Annotated in this window: 16 protein-coding genes; 8 read left to right on the top strand and 8 right to left on the bottom strand. The window is 59.7% G+C overall.

The annotated features are described in order from the left end of the window. The coding region (locus ACR0NO_RS13030) for a hypothetical protein (protein ID WP_480724237.1) at window positions 1-340 on the top strand (340 nt) is incomplete at its 5' end. Window positions 341-425: 85 nt separating this feature from the next. Beyond that, a complete protein-coding gene (locus ACR0NO_RS13025) occupies window positions 426-1,112 on the top strand; it encodes a M48 family metallopeptidase (protein ID WP_170482987.1) in 687 nt (228 codons plus the stop codon). 70 nt (window positions 1,113-1,182) lie between these two features. Here ACR0NO_RS13025 and ACR0NO_RS13020 read toward each other — a convergent pair whose 3' ends face one another. Genes ACR0NO_RS13020 through ACR0NO_RS13000 form a run of 5 tightly spaced genes read right to left on the bottom strand, consistent with a single transcriptional unit; the run spans window position 1,183 to window position 6,451 of the window. Beyond that, the gene (locus ACR0NO_RS13020; RefSeq protein WP_480724236.1) at window positions 1,183-1,725 is read right to left on the bottom strand and encodes an RSP_2648 family PIN domain-containing protein; all 543 of its coding nucleotides are present in this window, start codon (window positions 1,723-1,725) and stop codon (window positions 1,183-1,185) included. Then, on the bottom strand, window positions 1,722-2,924 hold the full coding sequence (locus tag ACR0NO_RS13015; protein WP_480724235.1) for an RSP_2647 family RNA methyltransferase: 1,203 nt from the start codon (window positions 2,922-2,924) through the stop codon (window positions 1,722-1,724). Before ACR0NO_RS13015 ends, ACR0NO_RS13020 begins: the two co-directional genes overlap by 4 nt. A 39-nt stretch (window positions 2,925-2,963) precedes the next feature. After that, complete coding sequence (locus tag ACR0NO_RS13010; RefSeq protein ID WP_480724234.1) at window positions 2,964-3,236, bottom strand: hypothetical protein; 273 nt, start codon at window positions 3,234-3,236, stop codon at window positions 2,964-2,966. Continuing rightward, window positions 3,220-6,015, bottom strand: coding sequence for a [protein-PII] uridylyltransferase family protein (locus ACR0NO_RS13005; RefSeq protein ID WP_480724233.1), 2,796 nt, complete (start codon window positions 6,013-6,015; stop codon window positions 3,220-3,222). Before ACR0NO_RS13005 ends, ACR0NO_RS13010 begins: the two co-directional genes overlap by 17 nt. A 49-nt stretch (window positions 6,016-6,064) precedes the next feature. Further along, complete coding sequence (locus tag ACR0NO_RS13000; protein WP_480724232.1) at window positions 6,065-6,451, bottom strand: DUF4440 domain-containing protein; 387 nt, start codon at window positions 6,449-6,451, stop codon at window positions 6,065-6,067. Window positions 6,452-6,594: 143 nt separating this feature from the next. Here ACR0NO_RS13000 and ACR0NO_RS12995 point away from each other — a divergent pair, with 143 nt between their 5' ends. The 4 genes from ACR0NO_RS12995 (at window position 6,595) to ACR0NO_RS12980 (ending at window position 8,812) form a co-directional block, all read left to right on the top strand. Then, on the top strand, window positions 6,595-7,017 hold the full coding sequence (locus tag ACR0NO_RS12995; RefSeq protein ID WP_170373967.1) for a DUF2852 domain-containing protein: 423 nt from the start codon (window positions 6,595-6,597) through the stop codon (window positions 7,015-7,017). Between the two features lie 66 nt (window positions 7,018-7,083). Further along, the gene (locus ACR0NO_RS12990) at window positions 7,084-7,515 is read left to right on the top strand and encodes an RDD family protein (RefSeq protein WP_170482976.1); all 432 of its coding nucleotides are present in this window, start codon (window positions 7,084-7,086) and stop codon (window positions 7,513-7,515) included. Window positions 7,516-7,590: 75 nt separating this feature from the next. Continuing rightward, window positions 7,591-8,415, top strand: coding sequence for an arginyltransferase (locus tag ACR0NO_RS12985; RefSeq protein ID WP_170373969.1), 825 nt, complete (start codon window positions 7,591-7,593; stop codon window positions 8,413-8,415). A gap of 7 nt (window positions 8,416-8,422) precedes the next feature. Further along, window positions 8,423-8,812 carry a VOC family protein gene (locus tag ACR0NO_RS12980; RefSeq protein WP_480724231.1) on the top strand — a complete coding sequence of 130 codons (390 nt, stop codon included), beginning with the start codon at window positions 8,423-8,425 and terminating at the stop codon, window positions 8,810-8,812. Between the two features lie 125 nt (window positions 8,813-8,937). On the opposite strand, the gene ACR0NO_RS12975 is transcribed toward ACR0NO_RS12980, so the two are convergent. The 3 genes from ACR0NO_RS12975 to ACR0NO_RS12965 all read right to left on the bottom strand — a co-directional run bounded on the left by ACR0NO_RS12975 (window position 8,938) and on the right by ACR0NO_RS12965 (window position 13,439). Next, window positions 8,938-11,292 (bottom strand): TRAP transporter large permease subunit, encoded by a 2,355-nt coding sequence (locus ACR0NO_RS12975; protein WP_170553241.1) that lies wholly within the window; start codon window positions 11,290-11,292, stop codon window positions 8,938-8,940. 17 nt (window positions 11,293-11,309) lie between these two features. Beyond that, complete coding sequence (locus tag ACR0NO_RS12970; protein WP_480724230.1) at window positions 11,310-12,236, bottom strand: TRAP transporter small permease subunit; 927 nt, start codon at window positions 12,234-12,236, stop codon at window positions 11,310-11,312. 120 nt (window positions 12,237-12,356) lie between these two features. Then, window positions 12,357-13,439 (bottom strand): TRAP transporter substrate-binding protein, encoded by a 1,083-nt coding sequence (locus ACR0NO_RS12965; protein WP_170373973.1) that lies wholly within the window; start codon window positions 13,437-13,439, stop codon window positions 12,357-12,359. Window positions 13,440-13,687: 248 nt separating this feature from the next. Here ACR0NO_RS12965 and ACR0NO_RS12960 point away from each other — a divergent pair, with 248 nt between their 5' ends. Beyond that, on the top strand, window positions 13,688-15,121 hold the full coding sequence (locus ACR0NO_RS12960) for a cache domain-containing protein (RefSeq protein ID WP_480724229.1): 1,434 nt from the start codon (window positions 13,688-13,690) through the stop codon (window positions 15,119-15,121). Then, the gene (locus ACR0NO_RS12955) at window positions 15,118-15,756 is read left to right on the top strand and encodes a response regulator transcription factor (RefSeq protein WP_480724228.1); all 639 of its coding nucleotides are present in this window, start codon (window positions 15,118-15,120) and stop codon (window positions 15,754-15,756) included. The genes ACR0NO_RS12960 and ACR0NO_RS12955 overlap by 4 nt, the downstream gene beginning before the upstream one ends. The last annotated feature ends 129 nt before the right edge of the window (window positions 15,757-15,885 follow it).

Genomic DNA, 15,885 nt, shown 5'->3' with positions numbered 1-15,885 from the left:
AGATCTCTATAACGCACGGCGCGAGTTGCGTGACCTGAACGAAAGCTATGACGGCCGTAGCAGCGACGACATCGCCGACGACATCGCCGCGCTTGATCCCTCAGACCCCAATTACGAAGACGACCTGAGCGCGCTTGAAGACGAACTGCGTGACGCCGAAACCTATGAAGAGGCACGTGACGACCTGCGCGCAGATGTAAGGGACTTGAGAGTGGATGTATTGTTCGCTGAGAAAGAGGCAGAACATGCCTTTTTCGAGGCTTCAAAAGGTGCCACGTTAACGAAACAGTCTCTCTCTGAATTCCATTCGAACTTGCAGCTTCCTCTGCCGGGTAGGTAGGTTCAGCATTCGGGGCATGTTTTGACCTAGGACTTAACTGCAATTGCGGCTTGCCTAGACTGGATGAGCCGCCCATATCTATGTCATGCTTCGCTTAACTCCGATCCTTCTGGCGATTGCCTATGGCCTTGTGATGTACCGGATTTCCATCTGGCGCACCCATCGTGAGTTGGATCAGAAGTCGACCGAACTGGCTGACCCTGCCCTCAAAAGGATGACAGACAGGCTGGCCGCTGCTTTGAATATCGCGCGGGTGCCGGTCTATATCTACGAGATTGACCCTGTGAACGGCTTGGCGGCTCCGGACGGGCGAATATTCATCACGCGCGGGTTTTATCGCAAGTTTCGAAACGGTGAGGTCTCGGCCGAGGAGATGGCGAGCGTGATTGCCCATGAGCTGGGTCATGTGGCCTTGGGGCATGCGAAACGGCGGATGATTGATTTCTCGGGTCAGAACGCAATGCGGACCGCGTTGATCATGGTGTTGAACCGGTTCATTCCCTTCATCGGGGCCATGATTGCGAATGCGTTGACGTCGTTGCTGGCGTCGCGCTTATCCCGGCAGGACGAATATGAGGCGGATGAATATGCTGCCGCCTTGCTGACCAAGGCCGGGATTGGGATCGCGCCGCAGAAATCCCTGTTTCATAAGCTGGAAGATCTAACGCAGCAGCGTGCAGGGATGGTTCCTGCGTGGCTGATGAGTCATCCAAAGACGGATGAGCGGATTGCGGCGTTGGAGGCTTTGGAACAGCGTTGGGCGCGTGGTTGAGTGTGCGCAGCGAGAGGCCAGCCTCTCGCGCTCTCCGAGGTATTTCTAGCCAGATGAAGAGGGATTCCGCCTAGGTGGTCAGGGCTTTGCCAAGGCGCGGCAGGCGGGCCTTTTTCATGAGCGCGCGTAGGGTCCATTGATCGCCCGATAAGCGGTTGGCTTCGGAAAGGACCGCGTTGGCCGCGTCCGTCATGCCTGTGGGGTCGGTTTGCCAGAAGCTGTGGAGCAGACTGTCCGGGTCGCGGCGCTCAAGGCCTTCTTCGGCCAGGATGTTTCTGGGGAAGTCCTTGGCGTTGACGGTGACGATGATATCTGCCGAGACCTCAATGGCCGTTGCCAGCACATGGATATCGGCCTTGTCGGGCAGCCAGAGACGTTGTTCGATACCCATTGCTACCTTGCGTTCGGCTTTGGGCCAGTGCGCTTGGGCCAGAGCGATCTCGGCGCGGGCCTGTGCTTCGCCTTCGGGGCCGAGTTTGCGGGCGGCGCGGGCCCATTCTTCGAGGATACGCGCGGACCAGATGGGGGTGAAATGGCCCAGTTTTGCCGCGCCCAGCAGCATCTCACGCATCACCGTGGGGTAGATGACGCATGTATCCAGAACCGCCTTCACAGCCGGTAGAATACGGCTTTGAGGTAACCGCTTTCAGCCAATTGCGGCAATTGTGGATGATCGGGTCCGGCAAAGCCCGTGTGGATCAATTGCGCCTGCCGCCCGGCCCGTCCGATCCCGCGAGATGAGGCATCGCGGAAACGGCCCAGATCTGCGGCATGAGAGCAGGAGCAGAGGCCCAGATAGCCGCCGGATTTGACCAGTGGGGCGGCGAGGCGGGCGATGCGTTCATAGGCGCGCAGACCAGCGTCGAGGGCTTGTTTCGAAGGCGCAAAGGCGGGCGGGTCGCAGATGACGACGTCGAACTGTGCGCTCCCTTCGCCCAGTTGCGTCAGCACATCGAAGGCGTCGCCTTGGCGGGTCTGGAACCGGTCAGCACATCCGCTTGCCTCGGCCCCTTTGGTGGCAAGATCCAACGCAGCGGCAGACCCATCGACAGATAGCGCCTGTGCCGCCCCACCTGCCAACATGGCGAGGCCGAAGCCGCCCACATGGCTGAACACGTCCAGCACCTGAGCTTCGGGATGCACCAAACGCGCCGCAAAAGCGTGGTTTGGGCGCTGGTCGTAGAACAAGCCGGTTTTCTGACCGCCGGTCAGATCGGCCATGTAGGTCGCGCCGTTCATAGGCACAGGTAGAGGCGCGTCGGGCGTGGTTCCGCGCAGAGTTTGATTGACGTCGTCCAACCCCTCCAACCCGCGGGTCCGGCCTGAGGCGTTTTTCAGAACGGTTGTCACGCCGGTCACCTTGACCAGCGCGTCGGTTAGCACCTCCAGATGCGCTTCGGCCCAAGCGGCGTTCGGCTGGATCACGCAGGCATCGCCGAAACGGTCTATGATCACACCGGGAAAACCATCTGCCTCGGCGTGGATCAGGCGGTAATATGGCGCGTCGAACAGGCGTTGGCGCATCTCAAGCGCACGGCGCAGACGGGTCTCGAACCAGTCCGCGTTCAGATCGGCCTCAATATCGCTATCCAGTACGCGACACATGATCTTCGACTCAGGGTTCACCGCGACCAGAGCGATCGGCGCGCGTTTGTCATCCTCAAGCACGGCCAGCGCCCCGGCGGGGATTTTGCGCGTGCGCCGATCAGTGACGATGTCATTGGCATAGACCCATGGGAAACCATGGCGCAGCCCGCGCGCATTGGCTTTGGGTTTCAGGCGGATACGGGGGCGGTCTACGGCTTGGATCATGACCGCCTCATAGTCGCGAACAGCCCGAAGGAAAACCCCCTAGCGCGGGCGAGAGCGCCAGCCTCCGCGCCGCTTGGGCGCTTGGGCGGCCTGCAGCCCTTCGGCCATCACCTGCGTCATGGGATGATCGGCCTCCTGTGCGGAATAGGAAGCGTGCAGATCGGCCAGAGCCTGTTTCTGGTCCACGCCATCGGGCAGGCTGAGCGCCCAGTCCAGAAAGATGCTGCGGCATTCGGGCATGGTGATGCCTCCGATGTTATACGCCTCGCGGATCAGGCCCTTGGGGTCGTTTGGATCAGTGCTGCGCGCCATCTTCATCCTCTTTGATTACGCTGCCGATGATTTCGGCGGCGGTGGAATAGCTGTCCTGCAATGCGGATTGCAGCGCTTCGACCTGTTCGAACCCGGTGGCACGGCACAGGAAGGCCGCTCCGCCCTCGCCGATTTTGTCCGCCTCAATCACCTTGCCCGAAAGCAGCCGCGCCGCGCATTGTACCGACCAGCATAGATCGTAGCTGTCCTTCAATGTTTGTGCCTGCGCGACATCCAACAAACCGGCAGCGACCGCCCCGTCGAGGCCAGACATCACAACCCGGTTTGCGAGGCCTGCCATCAGCGCTCCGGTCTCGGCCATCAACTCGATATCCATCATTCGGCCCGGGCCGTTCTTGGCATCCCAAACGCCCGCCGGGGCCTTTGCCGCCGCCAGACGCGTCCGCATTTCGGCCACTTCGCGCAGAACTTTGCCTGCCTCCCGAGGGCGCGATAAAAGCTCAGTTCGGAAGGCTTCGATATCCTGAGCCAAGCCCGAGTCTCCGGCGACGACATGAGCGCGGGTCAGGGCGAGATGTTCCCACACCCACGCCTCTTCCTGCTGGTAGTGCGTGAAACTTGCCCAACTGGTCGCCACCGGCCCCTGATTGCCCGAAGGGCGCAGGCGCATGTCGACCTCATAAAGCCGCCCCTGAGACATGGGAGCCGAAAGCGCCGTGATCAGCGCCTGCGTGAACCGAGCGTAGTAGGTGCGCGTGGCCAGCGGGCGGGGACCGTCGGACATGTCCTGATCAAGCGGATCGTAAATCACAATCATATCCAGATCGGATTGCGAGTTGATCCGCCCTGCCCCGAGCGACCCCATGCCCAGAATGGCGGCTCCGCGCCCCGGTGCCGGGCCGTGTTTGCGGGCGAAGGCGTCGGTCACAAAGGGAAGGATCGCGGCGATCACGGCTTGCGCCAGCTCGGCATATTGCCGGCCGGCCCGCGCCCCGTCGATCAGGCCGCGCAGGTGGTGAACGCCAATGCGGAAATGCCATTCCTTGCACCAGCGCCGCGCCAGGTCGAGTTGGGTTTCATAGTCGGCTTCCTGCGCCAATGCTTCCACCAACTCGGCCTGCAAAGCCTCCAAACCAGGCCAATCGCTGAAGAAACTGCCTCCAATCACCGCGTCAAACACCGAGGCGTTGCGCGACAGGTGTGACGCCAGCGCGTGAGAGGTGCCTACGATGTCGATTAACAGGTCGATCAAATGTGGGTTGGCCTCAAAGAGCGAGAACAACTGAACACCCGCAGGCAGGCCTGCGAGAAAGCCATCCAACGCTAGCAGGGCTTCATCGGGTTGCGCTGTTTTGGCAAGGCGCGAGAGGAGCTCGGGCTTCAACCGGTCGAAGATGCGCCGCGCGCGCTGAGACCTTAGGGCCGGATAGGTGGCCCAGCGCGCAAGGATATTCTGGTCGAACGTCACCTCAGGTGCGGGTGTCGGCGCAGGCCCTGCGCCCGGTGCAAAGAAGCCTTCGGTCAACTCATGCACCTCGGTCAGGCGACGGGTCAGGTCCCTGGTCAGATCATCGCTACTAAGCCCCATCAGACAGGCGACCCGTTCGATCCCATCGTCTGATTGAGGGACCTTATGGGTCTGAGCGTCGTGGATCATCTGAATGCGATGTTCGACCTCGCGATGCGCGCGATAGTGATCGGTCAGCTTTTCCGCAACCTCTTCCGGCACCCAGCCCTTTTGCGCCAGAGCCGCCAGCCCGGGCACCGTGCCGCGCACGCGCAGATCGGAGTCACGCCCCCCTGCAATCAACTGCCGGGTCTGGGTGAAAAACTCGATCTCGCGAATGCCGCCCTGACCCAGTTTCATGTTATGGCCGGGGATCGAGAGGCTGCCGCCCGTTCCTTTGTTCTCACGTATGCGCAGGCGCATGTCATGGGCGTCCTGAATGGCGGCAAAGTCCAGATGGCGACGCCAGACAAAGGGTTTCAGGGTGTCCAGAAACCGCTCCCCAGCCGCAATATCCCCCGCGCTGGCGCGCGCTTTGATATAGGCGGCCCGCTCCCATGTACGGCCGAGGCTTTCATAGTACCGCTCTGCCGCCTCCATCGCCATGCAGACCGGCGTCACCGCCGGGTCGGGCCGCAGGCGCAGATCGGTGCGGAACACATACCCGTCGGCTGTCTTGTCGCTGAGCGTGGCGCAGAAATTGCGCGTGGCCCGCACCATCCCGTGCCGGGCTTCGTAGAAGTCATCCGGGTCAAAGCGTGTTTCATCAAACAGAACGATCAGGTCAATATCCGAGCTGTAGTTCAGCTCATGCGCGCCCATCTTGCCCATCGCGAGAATGACCATCCCGGCAGCGGTTTCGACATCATCCTCGGTCATTCCGGGCAGCTTCTTGCGGCGGATCAGGGCGGCAATCTCGGCCTTTGCGGCCACATCCGCCGCCAGAGCGCCAAAATCGGTAAGCGCTGCCGTGACCTTTTCCAGCGGCCAAGCACCTGCGATATCAGCCAAGGCGGTCAGTACAGCCATGCGCCGCTTGGCCAGTCTTAGACCCGGCTTGAGCTGATCAGGCGAGAGGGCACGCGCGGCCTCCATCACCTCTGCCAAGGCGTGGTCCGGCTGGTGCAAGGCCTGCGGCAGCCACTCTCTCTCTTGCTCAATCAGGCCCTTCAGATACGGGCTGGACCCTGCGGTTCCGGCGATCAGATCGCCTTGCTCAGTCGTCAGGTCGGCGAGCAGAGCGCGGGTTTCATCGCCCAAAGACTGGTCGAACGCGCGCGGCAGACGGTTGATGGTCAAACTCTCAGTCATACCCGGACCCTGCGCACCGCTGGGCGGCAAGGTCAATGCGGCAAACGCATTATTCCTGTTCGACCGGAGTGTCCTGACTGAAACTGTTGATCCAAGCGCCTGCCCGACGCTCCCAAAGGGAAGATATGAGCATCGCCTCCCACTCCTCCGCGCCTGGTCGCACATAGTCAGCCCGATAGGACAGCAATACGATATCCGGGGTCAAAATCCGCAAGCGCTCTTCGCTCAACTTGAATTCCGCCATTGTCGGAGCTTCAGCGAACTGCCCGACATGGTCGTCCCGATTTGCAAAACCCGAGGGGTAGACACCCAGGAAATCAGCGCTCAGAAGCGCCCTGTCAGCGTGGGCATCGCCTGTTACCAAAGCAGACCATACCTGTTTTTCCAGCTCCAAGATTTCTGCAAGCGTTGGCGCATTTATGTTCTCAGTCATCATGCCCGCACCCTGCTGTCCGAGGCCTGCGCCGTCAACCAAATCCGAAAATGTAAATCTTTTTCACATCGACCCCTTGCAACCCCGCAAGCGCTCCCCATCTAGATCATGTGAAAGGAATTTACATCAACCCCAGGAGAGACCACATGACCGCATTGTCCGAACCCGCCGCACCCGCAAATCCGGGGTGGCTCTATCGTGCCGAGGCTTGGATGGACGACAAAGGCAAAGGCGCCTGGATCGCCGCCATGGTTCTTGGGTTCATCTTCTTCTGGCCCGTGGGCCTCGCCCTTCTGGCCTATATGATCTGGAGCAAACGCATGTTCAGCAAGTCCTGCAGCCGCCGCAAATCCTGGCACAGTCACATGAGTGCAATGAAGCCATCAGGCAACAGCGCCTTCGACGCCTACAAGGCCGACACCCTGGCCCGTCTGGAGCGTGAACAGCAGGATTTCGAAGCCTTCCTGCGCCGCCTGCGCGAAGCCAAAGACAAAGCCGAGTTTGACCAGTTCATGGATGAACGCGCCCGTGAAAACCACGAAGACGATGGCAAAGGCGAACCGGCCTGAATTGACTTGCCCTGTCCCGACCATTCGGGACAGGGTAACACGACCTACCCTTTCGGAAACCTGACAATGAACCATCTGCCCGATCCCGATACTCAACCCGAGTTCTACCAGTCCGTCGCAACCAAGCGTTTTGTCGCATGGTTGTTCGACATCGCCTTTATCTCACTTCTGTGCATCGTCCCCGTCTTCCTGACACTTGGGGCCGGGCTGTTCTTCTTGCCGCTGATCTATGCCGTGATCAGCTTTGTCTACCGGGTCATCACGATCTCGAACGGATCTGCCACGCTTGGCATGCGGTTCATGGGGATCGAGCTGCGCGACGCGTTCGGCGAACGGATGGATATGGGCAAGGCCGTGGCCCATACGGCCGGATACTTCATCAGCATGGCGTTCTTCGTTGTTCAGATCGTATCTGTCATCATGATGCTGACCAGCGCGCGCTGCCAGGGTCTGACGGATGCCTTCCTTGGCACAGTCATGATCAACCAGCGGGCCTGAACGCAACACACTTGAATCACTTGGCGGCTTGAAAATCCGTTGCTATCATCCGGTCCGAGGCTACATGGGACCTTCATGCGACACACGCTGCCAATTGCGCCACAATTCTATGTGACGGCCCCCCAGCCCTGCCCTTACCTTGAGGGCAGGATGGAGCGCAAACTCTTCACCGCTCTGCAAGGCGCAGGCGCGGATCAGTTGAACAATTCGCTGTCCCAACAAGGGTTTCGCCGGTCGCAGAACGTCCTTTATCGCCCATCCTGCACTGATTGCGCTGCGTGCCTTTCCGCCCGGATCGACGTCTCGGCCTTCCGCCCGACCAAAAGCCAGAAACGCGCGGCCAAACGTAATGGTTATCTAGAGCGCCGCGCAACCTCGCCCTGGGCCACCGATGATCAATACGAGCTGTTCCGTCGCTACCTCGATACCCGCCACGCTGATGGCGGCATGGCCGATATGGACGTTTTCGAGTTCGCCGCGATGATCGAGGAAACCCCAATCCGCAGCCGCGTTGTGGAGTATGCCGACCCCGAGACCGGAAACCTGATCGCCGTCAGCCTGACCGATGTTCTGGATGACGGCCTCAGCATGGTTTATTCCTTCTACGATCCAAACCAGCCGCAGAACTCCTTGGGCACCTACATGATCCTCGACCATATCGAGATCGCGCGTGAGGCCGGCTTGCCCTATATCTACTTAGGCTACTGGGTACCCGGCAGTCCGAAAATGGGCTACAAAGCCAAGTTTTCCGGGCTAGAGGCCTATGTTCAGGGGCGCTGGGAGAAAATCTCCAACCCCGAGGCTTTCGCAGATGCCTCGCACCATCCTCTCGCCTCGGCTCCGATAGCTGAGCAAGTGGCAAACATCCAACTGCCCGACCGCCACCCTACCAAAGGCTGATCCCTTCATGAAACAGAGCCTGCATGCTGTCACCCTCGTGGTGCCTGATTACGATGCTGCGATCAATTTCTACACTGAAACGCTAGACTTCACTCTTTCCAAAGATATTGATCTGGGAGGCGGAAAACGCTGGGTCCTCGTCACGCCGCCGGGTTCAGGCGAGCCCTCCCTACTGCTGGCCAAAGCCGACGGGGCCGAACAAGAGGCCGCTATCGGGAACCAAACCGGAGGTCGTGTTGGGTTCTTTCTGGAAACCGATGACTTCCAACGCGATCACGCAGCGATGCACGCAAAGGGAGTCCATTTCGAAGAAAAGCCCCGTGTCGAACCCTACGGCACGGTCGCGGTATGGCAGGACCCTTTCGGCAATCGTTGGGACCTTATCCAATTCGCCTGATCCCGTTCATCCGGCCGAAGATAACTCGTGCAACGTCCGCGAAAGCGCTTCGCAAAAAAACTCAAGCAAGAAAGCAAAAGGGGGCCCTGCAGGCCCCCTTTTTCATTTGGACTAGACTCAGCGGATCAATTCGGGATCAGATCCGGCACGATGGTCACAATGGTCGGGAAGAACCATAGGATCGCAATACCAACGACCTGAATGATCACGAAAGGTACAACGCCACGATAAATATGGCCTGTCGTCACCTCTTTCGGGGCGACCCCTCGCAGGTAGAACAAGGCGAACCCGAAGGGAGGCGTCAGGAACGAGGTCTGCAGGTTCACCGCCACCATGATCGTCACCCATTTCGGATCGAACGACCCGCCATAGATCACAGGCCCAACGATGGGGATCACGATGTAGATGATCTCGAGGAAATCCAGCACAAAGCCCAGAATGAACAGCACCAACATCACGATCAGGAAGACCGTGAACTCGTTGTCAAAGCTGCGCAGGAACTGCTGGATATAATGCTCACCCCCGAACGAGATCACCACAAGGTTCAGCAACTGCGACCCGATCAGGATGGTAAACACCATCGAGGTCACCTTCGCCGTCTCGCGCACCACCGGCGTCAGAACCCCGCTTGAGAACAGGACCCAGCAGCCGAACAACAGACCGAACAGAGCGTACAGGTACGTCGCATAAGCCAGAATGAAGGCGATCCAGGTCTCAACCGGGACATTGCCCTGATTGATACGCAGATCGAAATTCACACCCATCAGCAAACAGATAATGACTGCAAAGGTCGACCAGATGATCACACTTCCGGACCGGCCCTGATCCTGCAGCTTGCGGTACGCAGCTAACATGATCGCACCACCGGCACCCAGTGCCGCAGCAGGTGTCGGATTGGTAACACCGCCAAGGATCGAACCAAGCACCGCGATGATCAGAACCAGCGGCGGGAACACAACTCGTATCAGATCGTTGGTGGCACAACGCGCGGCAGCCTCCTTACAGCCGTAGATCGCGATGGCGAAGGGAATCGCCAGCAACACGAATGTCGCCCCGGATGAGGTTGTTGGCTGGATGAAGAGAATATCCACCAACAGCATCAACAACAGGCCAATCGCCCCAACGATCAGAGGTTGCGGCGAGCGCGACGGCGCGATGCCACGACCCAGAACCAAGGTCAGCGCCAGCAGCACCACCACAATCGAAACACCGGTTCCGATAGGAGCCGCATTGGCGATCTTGGCGTCACGGGCGGCGGCGAGTTCCTCCTCGCTCAGACGCTCGGCGCTGGCAACGCCACCGGCGGCGTCGATTGCCTCCTGCTCGGCCACGGCCTGATCCCAGGCGGATTGGCCATGCAGCTCGATCATCGAGGCCTGACACTCAGCCGAGACATTCGTGCGCAAAGACGCACCCTGCCCCACATCCGAGAAGGCCGAGACCGAGATGTTCTGGCTGCCGATCACACCCGCGCTGCCCAGAAGCACCGCACCGACGATGATCGCAACCGGCGCACCCAGCAGCCAAGTCAGACCCTCAGAACGGGTGATCGTCTCACCAGAGCCACCCGACAGCTCAACAGCCGGAGCCTTGTCCGGGTTCAGCAGCGCATAACCAAAGGCATAAAGCGCATAAAGCAGCGCTAGCATAATCCCCGGCAACAAAGCCGCTTGGAACAAGGTTCCAACGGAGACCACTGCAGGTTCCCCCAAAAAGGTCAGTGCATCGGTACAGCCCGCCTCGACCGCACGCTCTTCCTGTGCCGTCGAATAAAGGTCACCCGCCAGCGTACCCAGAAGAACAATCACGATCGAGGGTGGGATGATTTGCCCAAGTGTCCCCGAGGCCGCGATCACACCTGTCGCCAACTCGGGCGAATAGTTGTTCCGCAACATCGTCGGCAGCGCCAGCAGGCCCATGGTCACAACGGTCGCACCAACGATACCAGTCGAGGCGGCCAGAAACGCACCCACGACAACAATCGACACGGCCAGACCACCGGGCAGCGGTCCAAAGACACGCGCCATCGTTGTCAGCAGGTCATTGGCGATCTTGGAACGCTCCAGCGTGATTCCCATCAGAACGAACATCAACACGGCCAGAAGGGTTTCAATCGACTGACCGGCCAGAACCCGTTCGTTCATGCGGTTCACGATGAAGGAAACATTCCGGTCCAGCGCGGTTTCCCAACCTGAGGGGAAGACCGGCTCGCCTATCCTTGGTAGGTCCGGGTATCGGAAAACCGAGACCGTATCGGGTTTCACCCCGGAATTCACCAGGTCTCGGTAAGCTTGTGAGCCAGTGTCAATCGCCTGGTGGATAAGCAGTCCAGCGCTGTCCAGCGCGGCGATGATCCCGAAGGAGATCACACCCGCTCCACCGATGGCGAAGGCCACCGGGAAGCCTGAGAGAATGCCTCCGAAAAGGCAAAAGAATACGATAATGAGGCCTATCTCGACGCCATCAAGTCCGAATAGCATTGTCTTGGTCTCCGTCCTTAATGTGCGCCTTCGTAGGCTTCTTCACCCTCGCCAAGGCTATCCTTGTCGAGGTATTTTCCGGCGCTTTCCGGCCCTTCCACGTATTCCAGATACGACCGCCACAGGAAGGCAACCGCGTGCAGGAACACCATGCCCGCAAAGATCACGAGCAGGATTTTGAACAGGAAATACGCGTTGAACCCGTTCGGGCTGAAGCCGATGGTTTCCACGTTCCAGCGCAGGGCGCGCGACTTGGCCACCAGCCTGTCCAGCGTGTCACTGGCCGAGGGTTTCGGTACGATCAGGTGCCGCCACATGAAGTACCAGCCATACATCCAGGTCAGCACGGCCATCGGCATCATGAACAACACCGCGCCGCACATATCGACCACTCGTTTGGCGCGGTGGCTGATACCGGCATAGATCAGGTCAACCCGCACATGCCCGCCCTGCACGAAGGTGTAGGTGCAGCACAGGCAGACGACCATCGCGTTATAGAGCTTCAGCTCTTCGGCAAACCAGCTGATGTCCTGATTGAAGGGGATACCCAGACCAAAAGACATATCAGGCCGGGCAAAGACACGCTGCATAAACACGATAACGATCTGCTGGATCACCATCAGCAAACCCGCCCAGGCAAAGAACCGCCCGGTCGTGTTGGCGAAGGCCTCGAGCCCGCGCACCATGCCCCACATCACGTTTCGGCAGTAGAGGCCGATGGCCGTCAGCACCAGAAACAGCGTGAAAACCACGAAGAAGAACTCGACCGAGCCTCCGTAGTAGACAAAGCGCATGATGGATTCTTTGTCGGACCAATCCAGCCACAGCTGCGGATGCGTGATCGCATATCCAAAATTATAGAAGGCTTCGGCAATGTTCTGAATGAACCAGATCAGTCCATTCCACAGGGCGCCGAAAAACGAGATACCGTTATCGTCCTGCATGTTGTCCCCGGGTCACATCAGTTGCACTGCAAATTATAGCGGCATGATGGGTCCGCGCATATGCAACAAGAAAGGCTCCCCCGCGATTGCGGGGAAACCGTTTGGTCAGTTCACTTGGGATTAGCCGCGAACGCGGTCGCGCTGAGCGGTATAGGCACCCGACGACAGGTTCAGCCAGCCCGAGGACGATGCCATCGAGGCCATTGCGCTGTCGTGGATCTTCTTGAACAGCTCGTCGCCCATGTTCTCGTCCAGAACCTCTTGCGAAGCCTGACCGAATGCGTCCCATACGCTGTCTGGGAATTCCATGACCTTCACGCCACCCGACTGCAGACGCTGCAGAGCTGCGCCGTTGTTGGCCAGGAACTGCGCCAGGTTCCACTGGTGCGCTTCGGCGGCTGCGATCTCGATGATCTTCTGCTGGGCCGGTGTCAGCTCGTCAAACACGTCGCGGTTGGTCGCCAGCGACAGACCAGCGCCCGGCTCGTGGAAGCCCGCGGTGTAGTAGGTCTTGGTGATTTCCTGGAAGCCCGCTTTTTCGTCCGCCCAGGGGCCGATCCACTCGGTGCCGTCGATCGCACCCGAGGACAGCGCCTGATACACTTCCGAACCCGGAATGTTCTGAACCGATGCACCCAGTTTACCCAGCGCCTGGCCACCCAGACCCGGCATGCGGAACTTCAGACCCTGGAAATCCTCGGGGCCGTTGATCTCTTTCGAGTACCAACCGCCGGCCTGCGCACCGGTGTTACCCGCCAGGAAGGATTTCAGACCGAAGATCGAGCCCAGCTCGTCGTGCAGCTCCATGCCGCCGTCGTGGTAGTACCAGTTCACCAGTTCCTGCGCGGTCATGCCGAACGGAACAGCGGTGAAGAAGGCATAGCCTGGGTGCTGACCCACAAAGTAGTAGTCAGCCGCGTGGTACATGTCGGCCTGACCGGAAGAAACGGCGTCGAACACTTCGAACGCACCAACCAGCTCGCCTGCTGCTTTGATTTCAACATTCAGGCTGCCATCCGACATCGCGTTGATGCTGTCGGCGCAGCGCTGCGCGCTGTCGAACACGCCGGCCAGACCACGACCCCACGAGGTCACCATGGTCAGGGTCCGCTGACCCTGCGCATAAGCCGGTGCCGCTAGTGCGGTAGCCGCAGCAGCCGAGCCGCCCAGAGCAGATTTCTTCAGAAATGAACGACGATCCATATGAGTGTTCCTCCCCTTCATAAGTCTTCACCCGGAGGTTTCCGGGCCTGTCGCTTTCAATGGATCGGAGCCTAGAGGCAGCGATATGAAAGGGAATACCTACTACTGCGTAGAAACCCGAATTTCTGCCCGTTTTTCGCAGATAAAATCGGCAAAAAAGCCAGCCATCCCACGTTCCCGAGGGCATTTACCCCCAGAAACGCTCAATCTTTTTGCATTTTCGCCGCCGCTTGCGTATCGATTCGACCATGCAAAGACTCCGACATCTGGTTTCGCTGACCTATGCGCAGAAACTGTCTTTGGTTGCGGCCATCCCTCTGGTCGTTGCCGTCGCGGCCATTGCCTTTCTGGTCGCCTATCAGGCCCGAGCGACATCCGAGCGCGAAATACAGGCGCTGGAGCTACGCCTGATCGAGGCCAAGAAGGAAGAACTGAAGAACTACGTCACGCAGGCCCGCAACGGGTTTGCCTATATCTACGGGCGCGCTGAACCTGACGATGACGTCGCCAAAACGCTGGTCACTCAGATTCTGTCGGCGATGATCTACGGGCAGGACGGGTTCTTCTTTGTCTATGACTATGACGGCACGAACTTGGTCAGCCCGCGCCAGACTCAGTTCATCAACCGCAATTGGGACGGTCTGACCGACAGCGACGGTACTCCGGTCGTGGATGAGTTCATCCGTCTGGCCCGCCAAGGTGCAGGCTGGCACAGTTTCATGTGGGAAAAGCCCTCGACCGGGGAAGAGGCGCAGATGATCGCCTATGTCGTGGGCCTGCAGGATTGGCGTTGGGCCGTGGGTACCGGTGTCTTCATCGACGACATATTGGCCACCGTCGCCAATGCCCGCGCCGAGGTCGAAGATCGGGTCCAGCGCACCTTCATGTATATCGGCGCCATCGTTGTGGCCTCGGTTCTGATTGTCTTCGCCTCGGGCATGTTGCTGAACATACGCGAGCGTCGGCTTGCAGATGCCAAGCTGAAAGAGCTAACCCAGCGGGTCTTCGACGCCCAGGAAGAAGAACGCGGCCGCGTCGCGCGCGAGCTACATGACGGGATCAGCCAGATTCTTGTCGGTGTGCGCTACGCGCTGGACAATGCGCGAAGGCGCTTGTCTCGAGGCGATGACGCGGGCGCGCAGGCCCCGTTGGACAAGGGCATTGATCATCTTGGCACTGCGATCACCGAAGTGCGCCGCATCAGCCGCGACCTGCGCCCTGGTGTGCTGGATGATCTGGGCCTCGGCCCGGCCCTCAAGGCGCTGACCGATGACTTCCGCGAGCGCACCGGGATCGAAACCGAGTTTTCGACCGTCGTCTTCCGCAACCGGCTGGATCAGGACAGCAAGATCGCCCTCTACCGCATCGCTCAAGAAGCTTTGACCAATATTGAGCGCCACGCAGACGCCTCGCATGTTACAATCGACCTGCGCGGGCACAAGAAAGGCGCGACCATGCGGATCACCGATGACGGGCGCGGGCTGCGTTCTGAACCGGATCAGAGCGGCACCGGCATCGGGTTGCGCAACATGCAGGAACGGATCGAACAGCTTGACGGCACGCTGCGTATTCTGTCATCACGCGGCCCGCAGGGGGGCACGGTGATCGAAGTCAGCCTGCCCCTCAGCCACCTGCTGCCGCCGCAGGAAGACGCAACACCGAACCGAAAGGCCGGGACATGACCATCCGAGTCCTCATCGTCGACGATCACCCCATGGTGGCCGAGGGCATACAGTCGATCCTCGAAAGCTATGATGAGATTGAGGTTGTCGGCACTTTGGGCAGCGGTCAGGCCGCGGTTGATCATGCGGCCGAGTTGACCCCTGACGTGATCCTGATGGACCTCAACATGCCCGGCCTCGGCGGCCTGAGCGCGACCGAACTGATCCTCGAACGCCTGCCCGAAACCCGCATCCTGATCCTCTCAATGCATGACAGCCCCGAATACATCTCGACCGCTCTTAGCCACGGGGCCAAAGGATACGTGCTGAAAGACGTCCCCACGGATGAGATCAAACAGGCGATTGATGCCGTGATGAAGGGCGAGCAATATCTATGCACCGGCGCCAGCGGGTCCTTAAAGCCCAAAGGCGACAGCACCCGCGAAGCCCTTACCGGGCGAGAACAGACCATCCTTCTGGAACTGGCGCAGGGCAAATCCAACAAAGAAGTCGCCCAGGCGCTCGATATCTCGGTCCGGACGGTCGAAACCCACCGCAAAAACATCAAACGCAAACTGGGCATCTCCTCAACAGCAGGCCTGACCCGTTATGCGCTGGAACATGGCGTGCTACAGGGCACCGGCGTCGGCTTCTAGGGTCAGGACCCATTCATCTTGCGCCACTGGCGCGCGAACGGCAAAAAAGCAGTGGTTTGGAGCGCGCCGGGACTGGCGGCGTCAATTCCAAGCGATCAAAGCCGCTGCTTTGCAGCGGTTCACGCGTCC

The organism is Ruegeria sp. CL3 (assembly GCF_056536505.1).
Note: the sequence above shows the minus strand (reverse complement) of the source record. Positions and strands in the feature narration are given on the sequence as shown.

What these genes read in the sequence shown, in the direction of transcription:
- ACR0NO_RS13025 (WP_170482987.1), top strand. Translation starts at nt 426, where the DNA reads ATGCTTCGCTTAACTCCGATCCTTCTGGCGATTGCCTATGGCCTTGTG.
- ACR0NO_RS13015 (WP_480724235.1), bottom strand. Translation starts at nt 2,924, where the DNA reads ATGATCCAAGCCGTAGACCGCCCCCGTATCCGCCTGAAACCCAAAGCC.
- ACR0NO_RS13010 (WP_480724234.1), bottom strand. Translation starts at nt 3,236, where the DNA reads ATGGCGCGCAGCACTGATCCAAACGACCCCAAGGGCCTGATCCGCGAG.
- ACR0NO_RS13005 (WP_480724233.1), bottom strand. Translation starts at nt 6,015, where the DNA reads ATGACTGAGAGTTTGACCATCAACCGTCTGCCGCGCGCGTTCGACCAG.
- ACR0NO_RS13000 (WP_480724232.1), bottom strand. Translation starts at nt 6,451, where the DNA reads ATGATGACTGAGAACATAAATGCGCCAACGCTTGCAGAAATCTTGGAG.
- ACR0NO_RS12995 (WP_170373967.1), top strand. Translation starts at nt 6,595, where the DNA reads ATGACCGCATTGTCCGAACCCGCCGCACCCGCAAATCCGGGGTGGCTC.
- ACR0NO_RS12990 (WP_170482976.1), top strand. Translation starts at nt 7,084, where the DNA reads ATGAACCATCTGCCCGATCCCGATACTCAACCCGAGTTCTACCAGTCC.
- ACR0NO_RS12985 (WP_170373969.1), top strand. Translation starts at nt 7,591, where the DNA reads ATGCGACACACGCTGCCAATTGCGCCACAATTCTATGTGACGGCCCCC.
- ACR0NO_RS12980 (WP_480724231.1), top strand. Translation starts at nt 8,423, where the DNA reads ATGAAACAGAGCCTGCATGCTGTCACCCTCGTGGTGCCTGATTACGAT.
- ACR0NO_RS12975 (WP_170553241.1), bottom strand. Translation starts at nt 11,292, where the DNA reads ATGCTATTCGGACTTGATGGCGTCGAGATAGGCCTCATTATCGTATTC.
- ACR0NO_RS12970 (WP_480724230.1), bottom strand. Translation starts at nt 12,236, where the DNA reads ATGCAGGACGATAACGGTATCTCGTTTTTCGGCGCCCTGTGGAATGGA.
- ACR0NO_RS12965 (WP_170373973.1), bottom strand. Translation starts at nt 13,439, where the DNA reads ATGGATCGTCGTTCATTTCTGAAGAAATCTGCTCTGGGCGGCTCGGCT.
- ACR0NO_RS12960 (WP_480724229.1), top strand. Translation starts at nt 13,688, where the DNA reads ATGCAAAGACTCCGACATCTGGTTTCGCTGACCTATGCGCAGAAACTG.
- ACR0NO_RS12955 (WP_480724228.1), top strand. Translation starts at nt 15,118, where the DNA reads ATGACCATCCGAGTCCTCATCGTCGACGATCACCCCATGGTGGCCGAG.